The organism is Gemmiger formicilis (assembly GCF_016901605.1).
GTDB lineage: Bacteria > Bacillota > Clostridia > Oscillospirales > Ruminococcaceae > Gemmiger > Gemmiger formicilis_B.
Map to the genome: position 1 here is coordinate 1 of NZ_JACJKP010000102.1, position 11,083 is coordinate 11,083.

Genomic DNA, 11,083 nt, shown 5'->3' on the forward strand with positions numbered 1-11,083 from the left:
GTGGTCCAGCTGATTGCGGCGATGATCGAGCCTTTCGATGGCACGTTGTATGACCCCTGTTGTGGTTCCGGTGGCATGTTCATTCAAAGTGCAGAGATCGTTAAAGCCAAACAGGGTGATATCAGCCGCATCAATGTGTATGGACAGGAAAAGGAGCCGGCAACGCTACGTCTGGCAAAGATGAATCTGGTTTTGCGCGGCATCAGCCACCATCTGGGAGAAATTGCCGACTCGACCTTTACCAATGACCAGAACAAGGGCCTGTATTTTGATTACATCATGGCCAATCCGCCCTTTAACCTGAAGGGATGGTACGATGCCAACCTGAGCGATGACCCGCGCTGGGCGGAGTATGGTACACCGCCGGAAAGCAACGCAAACTATGCCTGGATTCTGCACATCCTTTCCCATTTACAAGCTCTGTATGGCGTGGGCGGATTCCTTCTGGCAAACGGTGCGCTGGGCGACAGTGATACGGTGGAAATCCGAAAAAAGCTGATCGAGAAAGACAAGGTCGAAGCTATTATTATTCTGCCCCGGGAGCTTTTTATCACGACCGACATCAGCGTGACCCTGTGGATTCTGAATCAGAACAAGAAGGGCGGGGCCTATCACGGCAGAATGCTGCGTGACCGAACTCATGAAATACTGTTTATGGACCTGCGTACATGGACGGAAAACCCGGTCAAGGGGGAGAGCAAAAAGAAGGTCTTGCTAACTTCTGAGCAGATCGGGAAGGCAGCCGAAATCTATCACACTTGGCAGAATGAGGGCACAGATGGGACCCATTATGAGGTGCCGGAACTGTACCGTAGTGTCAGCATATCGGAAATCGAAAAGCAGAACTGGAGCCTGGTGCCAAGCAAATATATCCGATTTATCGACCATGATTTGGAAATCGATTTTCCTGCGGAGATGAAGCGTATCCAGGCAGAAATGAAAGCTGTGATGCAGCAGGAAAAAGAATCCCAGACGATGCTGCTGGAGGCTTTCAGGGGGATTGGATATGGCATTGACTAAGTACACATTGGGTGAATTGCTCGTGCGAAATGCCGAAAATAACGAAAATTTACAATATGGAGTTTCGGATGTTAGAGGGGTGCTCAACACAAAAGGCATCTCAAATACGAAAGCTGACCTAAATGGACGAGATTTGAAAAAGTTTCTTGTTGTTAGGCCAGGCGGTTTCGTGTTTAACCACAGAGTACATGATAAGCTAGGATTAGGATATAACACAACGGAGGAAACTTATATCTTCACCAATGATTATGTTGCATTTTATGTGAAGTCCAAGGTAAAAGAAACTATCCTTCTGCCGGAGTATCTTTATATCTGGTTCCTTAGACCAGAGTTTGATCGCTATATGTTATTCAAAACATATGGCAGTGCAACACTCTTCTTTAGCTGGGATAACATGTGCGAACTGGAAATCGAACTTCCGGATATTACGATTCAACGAGAATTTGTGAACATCTATAAATCTATGGTTGCCAACCAGAAAAGCTATGAGAATGGGTTGGAAGATCTGAAGTTACTTTGTGACGGGTATATCGAGGACTTGCGGAGAAAGATGCCGTGCAAGAAAATCGGACCATATCTCAAAGAAAGTAATCAACGCAACGATGCCGGACTTGAGGTTGATGCCGTTAGAGGGTTGTCGACTACTAAAGAGATGATCCCAACAAAGGCGGATATGTCAGGGGTCAGCTTGAGCAACTATAAGGTGGTTGAACCTAGACAAATAGCTTATGTCCCGGACACTTCGCGACGAGGTGATAAAATTTCTCTTGGCTTCAACAATACAAGTGAGCCTTTTCTCGTGTCATCAATTTCTATTGTGTTTGGAACAAATCTGGATTTTCTGATACCGGAATATTTAATGCTTTTTCTCACAAGACCGGAATTCGATAGATACGCCCGCTTCAATTCCTGGGGGTCCGCGAGAGAAACCTTTGATTGGAGTGAAATGCAGAACATCCAAATCCCGATTCCAGACATCAAAATACAAAAGGCCATTGCCGAAATCTTCACTGTGTATAATACCCGCAAGCGTATCAATGAGCAGTTGAAAGCCCAGATCAAAGACATCTGCCCGATTTTGATTCGCGGTTCGTGGGAGGAAGGAAAAGCAAAATGACGGATTACGAAAAGCTCAAAAGTATTATTGATGAAATTGATGTTTTGGTTGCACATAATGTAACCTCTTCTGTGCCCAAATTTAAGGCGTGGAAAATGGATTCTAAACGCTTTTTAATGAGATATTATGGTGATAATTCTTTAGAATATAAACAATTCAATGACACAATTTTTTCCCCACTTGTTTGGTCGACGGATGAGCGCGAGGCCCGCATGGATGCCATGGAGGCTTGCCGAAATGGGCTCTTATCAAGTAAGGCAATCTTTAAAACCTACCTAAAAGAAATGGAGGAAGCGGAGGAACCAGCGGCGCAATCCAAACCTACACAACCGAGCAACATGACTAAAATTTTTATCGTCCATGGTCATGACGGGGAGTTGAAACACTCGGTTGCCCGCATTGTGGAAAAGCAGGGGATTGAGGCGGTTATCCTGTCGGAGCAGGCAAACCAGGGCCGTACCATTATCGAAAAATTTGAAGCCAACAGTGATGTTGGCGGTGCCATTTGTCTGTTCACTGCTGATGACGTGGGCAAGGCCAAAGATGCTGCCTCGGAAAGCTCACGGGCAAGGCAAAACGTGGTGCTGGAAACCGGATATTTTATGGGAAAACATGGACGGGATCATGTTGTGATTCTGGCGGATTCAGGAATCGAAATTCCTTCTGATCTATCCGGCGTGGTTTATACCAACACTTCCAATTGGGAAATTGGTTTGCTGAAGGATTTGAAAGCCATGGGATATGAAGTGGATTTCAATAAACTATTCTAAAACGAGGGCAGAACAATGGCGAAACTGAAAGAATATAATGGACGCTATTGCGAGGCTGATTTTGAAAACGCCTTTCTCAGCTTTTTGGAGGCGGAAGGCTGGCAGTATCTTGCCGGCAGCAGTATTCCCCGTGCTTCGCGCAGAGAAGTCCTGTATATGGATGATCTGGAACATTTTCTGAGCAAAACCAATCCGGATCTGCTTGCCGAAGAAATCCGGCAGATTGCGGACACCGTCCGTCTGGTTGGTGGGGAAAGCAAATTTGCCACGCTGCACAAGGTGTATGGCTGGATGGTGAACGGCATTCAGTTTACACCCCGGAATAAACTGGCCAGAATGGTGGCGCTGATCGACTTTGAAAACCCGGAAAATAATATTTTCCGGGCGGTCAACCAGTTTACGGTGGAATACACCAACAATGGTCAGACAGAGAACCGTCGGCCGGATATTCTGCTTTATGTCAACGGTATGCCGCTGTGCATTATAGAGCTGAAAAACCCGGCGGATCAGGCGGCCACCATCTATGACGCGTGGGAACAGGTTTATATCCGTTACTGGCGGGACATTCCGCATCTGCTGCACTACTGCCCGTTGGCCTGTATCTCCGATGGGGTCAAGACCCGATTGGGCACGGTACGTACACCTTATGAGCACTTTTATGCCTGGCGCCGGGTGAACAACGAAGACAAGGTCTCTACTCTTCCTTTTGACGAGATGCAGACCATGATCAAAGGCGTGTACAGCCCCCGTAGATTCCTGGAAATCTTCCGCGATTATATCTATTTCCAGGATAGCGAATACGACAGCAACGAACGGGAAATCGTCTGCCGGTATCCGCAGTTTTTTGCTGCGCGTCTTCTGAAGCAAAGTATCATCCAGTCTGTGGTGGAAAAAAGCGGTAAAGGTGGAACGTACTTCGGGGCTACCGGCTGCGGCAAAACCTATACCATGGCATTTCTCGCCCGGCAGTTGGCTCTGCGCTGCACGGATGTGCCGCAGATCGGCTCTCCCACCATTGTGATGATCGTGGACCGGGAGGAACTCCAGAAGCAGGGGGCCAAACTGTTCACCAAAAGCAAAGAGTTTTTGAATCTGGGCGAGGTGCGCATTGTCCCGAGCCGGGAGGCACTGCGGCAGGAATTGGGCGCTCGCCAGAGCGGTGGTTTCTATATCTGCACCATTCAAAAATTCTGCGATCGGGAAGATGACAAGATCGGTCTGATCAATGATCGTGCCAACATCATCTGCTTCTCCGATGAAGCGCATCGGACGCAGCTGGAACACGCCAAAAAGATTCGTTTCAGCCAGGATGTGGACAACAACATGAAGGCTATGGTTTCCAAGCCATATGCAAAGGTCTTGAAGGAGGCCTTCCCGCAGGCGACCTTCGTGGGCTTTACCGGAACCCCAATTTCGGAAACCTATCAGACCTTCGGCAGCGAAATCGATCGGTACACCATGGATCAGGCGGTTGCGGACGGCTTGACGGTATCTATCAAGTATCACCCGCGGATCACCAAGGTTTTGCTGGACCAGGAAAAGGTCAAGGAGATCGAGGAATACTACAAAAAGTGTGCCGACGAAGGAGCCACGGAGGAGGATATTAAAGCCAGCAAAAAGGCCATGAGCTCCATGGAAGTCATCTTGAAGGAACCTTCCCGCCTGGACCGATTAGCTGTTGATATCCACGACCACTATGTTGCGGCTTGTGCCAATGACCCGGAACGAGTGCAGAAAGCTATGGTGGTATGCTCCAGCCGTCCCATTGCGTACGATCTGCTCAAAAAGTTCCAGGAAAAATATCCTGAATGGTTTGAAGAGAAGAAAACACCGGGCGATATAAACGTACCGGAAGAAGAAATGCGCCGGTTGAAGCCTATGCCCTTCATGGCCATGGTGGCCAGCGTTGGCAAAAACGATAAAGAGGAAATGTATCAGTACCTTGGCGGCGTGAAGAACGGGAAGCGATCCGAGGAACTGGATGCTGCATTCAAGCAGGATTTCTCCAACTTCCGAATTGCCATTGTGGTAGATATGTGGATTACCGGTTTTGATGTGCCTTCGCTTACCTACATGTACAATGATAAGCCGCTGCAGAAACATCTTCTGATTCAGACCATCAGCCGTGTGAACCGCAAGTATCCCGGCAAAGAATACGGCATGATCGTGGATTACATTGGTATCCGCGATAATATGCTCGAGGCATTGAAAGTATATGGCGGGAACAATTCGGTGGCCCCTACGGAAGATGACGTGGAGCAGGCTACCGATGCTTTCCGGGAACAACTGGAAATCCTTAAAGACCTGTTTGCCGGTTATGATTTGACTCCCTTCCTGGACCCGGGACGTGATCCGGCAGAGCGGTACACCCTTCTTGCGAAAGCGGCGGAGTATGTTTTTGCATCCACCGAGGAACTGCACACCGAAGGAAATGGCGGAAAGAATGTTCGGAAGGTTTCTTTCAAAACCTACTTCCTGAAAACGGTCAAGCGTATGCGTGCGGCCTACGACGTCTGCCAGCCTTCCGGGGAACTCGGCGAGGATGAATCCTCTCTGGCGCAGTGCTTTATGGCTATAGCAGGGTTTGTCCGCAAGATGAGCAGCGGCAGCGATGTTGATACACATACAATGAACCGCCATGTGGAAAAAATGGTGGAGGAAGCACTGCGGTACAATAAGGTCGAAAATGTTCTGGAGGAAGGCGAACAGGAAGACATTTTCAGCCCAGAATATATCGAAAAGCTGTCGGATGTAAAAATGCCGGCGTCCAAGCTGGAACTGCTGGTAAAGACGCTGAAAAAGCAGATCACCGAATACAGCAGAACGAACCAAATGGCGGCGAAAAAGTTCCAGGAGATGCTGGAAAAGACGATCCAGGAGTACCATGATCGCCGCAAACACCTTACTCTTGAAGAGGCAGGCATTGCTCAGGAGGAAACCTCGGAGGAGATTATTCGGAATGCCACCGAGCAAGCATTGCAGATTTTGAGAGAGATGCATGCTGACAGAGAGAGTTTCCGAAAGGTAGGATTGACCTTTGAGGAAAAAGCCTTCTACGATATTTTGATGGCGTTGCGGGACCAGTATAACTTTGAATACGGCACGGATCGCAAGGTGGACGGTATTTCGGTAAACGATAAATGCAGGGCACTGGCACAGAAGATCAAAGAAATCATTGATGTCAAATCCTCGTTTGCCGATTGGCTGAACAACCAGATCGTCCGCGATCAGCTGAAGTTTGATATCAAGGTTTGCCTGATCAAAAATGGTTATCCGCCACAGTACAGCCCGGAAGTTTTCCGCAAAGTGATGGAACAGGTCGAAAATTTTGAGGAAAACAACGGTTAAGAGAAAACTTTACCGATGATTTTGAAGGCGGTGTGATTGGTTCAATGCAGAAGATTGATAAAACCGATACCCTGGAAACGATCCTTACCAGAGGAAAGTTTGAGGTGGATTATTATCAGCGGGAATATCGCTGGGGCCGCAAACAGATCGAGCAAATGCTGATGGACTTTTATGATACCTTCCGTCAGTATTATGATCCCACCAACCATGGCGCGCCCTCTGAAGTGCAGGGATACGGGTATTACTATATGGGCAGTATTATCTGCACCAGTGAGAATACTCGCAAGATCATTGACGGCCAACAACGTCTGACCTCTCTGTCACTGCTGCTGATCTATCTGCGAAATTTGCAGAATCAACTCACAGGTATTCCGTATCTTCCGGTTAAACAGATGGACGACTTGATTTACAAAGATAATTTTGGAACCATGTCCTTCAATCTGGATGTGCCGGAGAGAAATGACTGTATGCAGGCGCTGTGGGATCAGAACCGGGCATATACTTCCGAAAACGAGAGCAACAAAAATCTGTTGGCGCGGTATAGCGATATTGAAGAACTTTTCCCCGATGATTTGAAAGGGGAGGCCCTGCCTTATTTTATCTACTGGCTGAAGGGAAAAGTTCTTTTGCTGGAGATCGACACCCCTTCGGAAGACGAGGCACACACCATCTTTTTAACTATGAACGACCGCGGCCTCAGTCTGAATAGTGCTGAAATGTTGAAGGCATATATTATTCAGCAGGTGGACGAAGCGGATCGCGATACAGTCAATAAAGTTTGGCAGCAGAATATCACTCGCATAAAAAATGCATTTGATTCCCAGACCAGTGGTGTGATTAAGGCAGAGGATGTGGATTTTATTTCTGCCTGGCTTCGTGCCAAATATGCCAACTCGATCCGCGAGACAAAAAAAGGCGCCGAAGACCGTGACTTTGAATTACTAGGTGAAAAATTCCACAACTGGGTCCGGTTGAATGCCCGCACGGAAATGCGGCTGACGCAGCCGAAGCAATATAAAGAACTGGTAACGATCGAGATGTCGCTGATGACCAGCCTGTATCTGCGCATAAAGGCATATTCGGACAAACTGACGCCGGGCTATGAAGCGGTTTTTTACAATGCCCATAGAGATATCACCTATCAGAATTATTTTATTTTGGCTTCTGTGCGGGTTGATGACTCTCCCGAAGTAGTTGATCAAAAAATAAAATTGGTCTCGACGTTTATTGATATCTTCGCCTCGACTCGTATTTTTAATTACAAGAAGATCAACTGGAACTCGAATAAAAGTCTTTTGTTCCGGGTTCTGTGTCAGATCCGAAACCAGGACGCGAAGACGATTGGCATTAAGCTGTTCTCTACGCTGCAGAGAATGAACGAAAAGCTGGATGCTATCAAGGACTTTGAACTCAACCAGTTCACAGGGCGCTATATGCTCCATATGCTGGCTCGGCTGACGGACTATGTGAACGTGCAGATGGGGCGGGCCTCTCAGTTCGCGACCTATGTGGACCGTAATCCCAAGACTTCTTACGACATTGAACATATTTTGCCAAATGATTATGCCAGCTACAAGGATATGTTCAATGACGAAGAGGATTTCAACAACAATCGCAGAAAGTTTGGAAACCTGATTCTGCTGACCAGCGACCACAACAGAAGCTATCAGGCTATGCCGTATGAGCAGAAGGTGGTTCAATACGCAGGAGATAACATCTTGGCGCAGTCCTTGTATAACGGGACATATCAGAACAATCCCCAGTTTCTGCGGCTGGCGGGGATGTACGGATTTAAACCCTACGACCGATTTGATAAAACGGCAATCCGTGATCGGCTCCAGGTGTATACGCAACTTGCAAAAGCCATTTGGGATCCTGCTCAAATCAAGGAATTGGCAGGCGGCTGGGATGATGAGCCGGTAATCGTTGTTCAAATCGGTAATGCACAACAGTTTACTGTGGAATATGGCTCTGGCAGAAGTTGGGAAGATGCGCGTAAATATGGCTTTTTGTCGGCCGGTGGAGAAAGTGGAAAATCACTAAACAAAATCGCCGTGGGCGATCTGGTTTTCTGTCACATCGCTAGTGTTGGCTTTGTTGGCATCGGTATATGTACTGTCTGCCAAACGCCGGCGGCAGACTTTACTGTACTTGAGGGAGCTGGCCAGAAAAACATCCTGGATTGTGAGTGGGCAAACACTGCGGCAAAAGCATCCATTGATCCGTCCAATGAATACTTCATAGGCGTGCGTTGGCTACGAACCGCCTCGGCTGATGAAGGATACTGGGAAAAAGGTATGACCAGCATTCCCACGGTTGCCTATACGATGAACGATGATTCGACTCATAACAAGGTATTGGAGCATTTTAGAGTATCCTTAACTTGATATGGACCGTCGATTCTAACAATCTTGCTAATCATAATTATTAGAATAATGATTAGCAACAGTGAGGTGCCGAATATGGAGATAACTCCAAGGAAAACGCGAATCAACTACTCTAAATTGGAGAGTTCTAAGGTGCTTTTTCACAAAGGCGCAAACGATAGACGGATATTTCACTACACGTCTGTTGGTGGGTTGCAGGGAATTTTGGAGCATAAAACGCTTCGCTTTACCAACATCCATTACATGAACGACAAAGACGAAATTTTTGCCGGATTGGACAGTATGGCAAAAGAGTTGGGGGCGTCCAACGAAGAGAAGAAAAAATTTCATTCAGCTTTTTTGTCGCAAGAAAAGCAGACTTTCGTGTGCTGCTTTTCTATTGAAGAAGATTCACTTCCCATGTGGAACTACTACACCAAGGAAATCAATAACCAAGGATACAATATTGAATTTAATGACAAAAAGCTAGTGGAAAGCATTTTGCGTTCCAACCCTACTTTGGATGGCTGTGACATTTCCTTTGGTATAGTGGATTATAGCAAGGATAATGACTCCGCGTATGGGCGGACTATTATCAGCAACGTGCCGACGACAATACTCTTGTCGTTTGCAAAACTTTTCCTCACTGTTGTCGAAGGTGAAGGTTCTAATAATAAAGATGCAGCTAGCAACTTGTCCTTGCAAGAAGTGGAAAAGCTGATGGCAGACAATCAGAAGCGACTAAACGCTTTGCCGATTTATTTTTATAATGGGGAAACGTGTAGCTTTGCAAAGGATAGCACAGGCGACTATCTATATTTTATAAAAAGAGACTATTTTAAGCAAGAGCGCGAATTTCGCATTGTTATTACGGTGCCAAATGAACGCTTGGGGGAATTGAAAGAAGCGGGCGTTTACAAATTCCAAATGAGAAACAGCATTTTGGTGCCGTTTTTAGATTTGCGATTCTCGGCAGAATCTGTGAAAGGAATTATGATCTCTCCGACCGTTCAAAGCGATTTAGTGGAAATAAGCATTCGGGATTTCCTAGAATATTGTAACTTTAATGTGGCGGACTATTCCCAGTTTGTTCGACATTCAAAAGTGCCCGTCCGATTTTGACTACATATCATATAACGCGAGCAAAAAATGACAAAACGCATGGTGCCGTTATGACAGGGACCATGCGTTTTTTATGATCGGCGCAAAGGCTGTTTCTTGGCGATACACGGGATCAAATTAGGAATATACCGCTCCCCCTGGTAGAAATCATGGTTTATTTTTGAGCCGCCTAGACTTCGTCCCCAGCGTGGCGATCATAGCGTAGTGAGTCTTACTCTTCCTGGTGATCCTGTTATACTCATCCGAAACCAGATAGTCCAGCAACCAGACTTTCGGTACCATGAACCGTGGGCGGCGCTGGATGGTGTGCAGGCGGCCCTCGGTGCACCAGCGGGAGACCGTGTGGGGCGTATAACCGGTGAAGCGGGCGATCTGCTCCACAGTCAGCACGTCGGGGGTGTCGGCCAGCTGCTGTTCCAGATGGCGGCGAAGCAGCAGGCGGCTGACGATCTCGTAATCGAGGGTACGGGTCAGGGATACGGCAGGCGGTTTACGCTGGGGATAGTTCTTGTACCACCCGCTGGGAGGAGCGTAATGCTCCGGTTCGGTGAGACGGCGGCGCAGGTAGGCGGCCACGTCCGCCTTGGCGATCTTGTAGCAGCGGGTGCGCTTGCCGGTGTGGGTGCAGGGCACAAGCCCGCTCTGCAGCAGATACATCGAAGTGCGGGTACCGATATGGCAGGCTTGGCGGAAGTCGTTGCGGCTCACGGGATCGGGATAAGGCGCCAGCAGCGCGTCGATCTCCTTTGCCAGCCGGTCCTTCGTAATGGTTTGTTCGTTCATGGTCGGATTCTCCTTTGATGATATTTGGACCCGGAGAAACCGTATCAGCATGACAAGATTCTTGGATTTTGGGGTGATTTTCCCGCCTGCGGGGAAATTCTGCGCTGGGACAACCCGGCCAGAACCAGCCCCGGCGGGCCGGATGCCCTGCCGGTTATCTTGCACGGTATCTTGCATTTTTCCCGCAAGGCGTTGCTTTTCGCCCCAAAGGGTGGCACTGAACTTTTATTTGTACCCACGCGGTTTTGTGGGCGGATGCCCCGGAAATCTGCGTGGTGTTGTCAAAATAGACCGGACAAAACGGCCTGTTTTGGCCCTGGGGGAGCGCAGACGGCATTCGGGACACAAAACTCGAAATGCGATAGGGCGTTAACAGCGCCGCCAGAGTTCAAATCTCTGATGCTCCGCCAAATTAGATGCAAGGACGTTTTCGTCCTTGCATCTTTTTTATTGGCGCCGAATAGGCATGATAAAACCCCCAGTTCAACTGGGGGTGGATAAAAAATACTTTAGTGAAGAGAAAGAACCTCCTGTGCTAGAATAAAGCTGGTCTGGCA

7 protein-coding genes are annotated in these 11,083 nt (G+C 47.9%); 6 read left to right on the forward strand and 1 reads right to left on the reverse strand.

Annotation, left to right across the window (positions count from 1 at the left end; genetic code table 11):
• The 6 genes from H6B10_RS09065 to H6B10_RS09090 form a co-directional block, all read left to right on the forward strand.
• On the forward strand, nt 1-1,020 hold a 1,020-nt coding region (locus H6B10_RS09065; RefSeq protein ID WP_204651307.1), incomplete at its 5' end, for an N-6 DNA methylase.
• The gene (locus tag H6B10_RS09070; RefSeq protein WP_204651308.1) at nt 1,007-2,137 is read left to right on the forward strand and encodes a restriction endonuclease subunit S; all 1,131 of its coding nucleotides are present in this window, start codon (nt 1,007-1,009) and stop codon (nt 2,135-2,137) included. The genes H6B10_RS09065 and H6B10_RS09070, both read left to right, overlap by 14 nt.
• Complete coding sequence (locus H6B10_RS09075; protein ID WP_204651309.1) at nt 2,134-2,907, forward strand: TIR domain-containing protein; 774 nt, start codon at nt 2,134-2,136, stop codon at nt 2,905-2,907. Before H6B10_RS09070 ends, H6B10_RS09075 begins: the two co-directional genes overlap by 4 nt.
• 15 nt (nt 2,908-2,922) lie before the next feature.
• The gene (locus tag H6B10_RS09080) at nt 2,923-6,255 is read left to right on the forward strand and encodes a type I restriction endonuclease subunit R (protein WP_204651310.1); all 3,333 of its coding nucleotides are present in this window, start codon (nt 2,923-2,925) and stop codon (nt 6,253-6,255) included.
• 44 nt (nt 6,256-6,299) lie between these two features.
• A complete protein-coding gene (locus H6B10_RS09085) occupies nt 6,300-8,642 on the forward strand; it encodes a DUF262 domain-containing protein (RefSeq protein WP_204651311.1) in 2,343 nt (780 codons plus the stop codon).
• Nucleotides 8,643-8,774: 132 nt separating this feature from the next.
• Nucleotides 8,775-9,743, forward strand: a complete 969-nt coding sequence (locus tag H6B10_RS09090) for a DUF2971 domain-containing protein (RefSeq protein ID WP_204651312.1) — start codon at nt 8,775-8,777, stop codon at nt 9,741-9,743.
• Nucleotides 9,744-9,890: 147 nt separating this feature from the next.
• Here H6B10_RS09090 and H6B10_RS09095 read toward each other — a convergent pair whose 3' ends face one another.
• Nucleotides 9,891-10,526, reverse strand: a complete 636-nt coding sequence (locus tag H6B10_RS09095; RefSeq protein ID WP_204651313.1) for a helix-turn-helix domain-containing protein — start codon at nt 10,524-10,526, stop codon at nt 9,891-9,893.
• Nucleotides 10,527-11,083 lie beyond the last annotated feature (557 nt).

Excerpts from the sequence above, each read along its gene's own strand:
- H6B10_RS09085 (WP_204651311.1), top strand. The coding sequence starts at position 6,300 with ATGCAGAAGATTGATAAAACCGATACCCTGGAAACGATCCTTACCAGA.
- H6B10_RS09075 (WP_204651309.1), top strand. The coding sequence starts at position 2,134 with ATGACGGATTACGAAAAGCTCAAAAGTATTATTGATGAAATTGATGTT.
- H6B10_RS09080 (WP_204651310.1), top strand. The coding sequence starts at position 2,923 with ATGGCGAAACTGAAAGAATATAATGGACGCTATTGCGAGGCTGATTTT.
- H6B10_RS09070 (WP_204651308.1), top strand. The coding sequence starts at position 1,007 with ATGGCATTGACTAAGTACACATTGGGTGAATTGCTCGTGCGAAATGCC.
- H6B10_RS09095 (WP_204651313.1), bottom strand. The coding sequence starts at position 10,526 with ATGAACGAACAAACCATTACGAAGGACCGGCTGGCAAAGGAGATCGAC.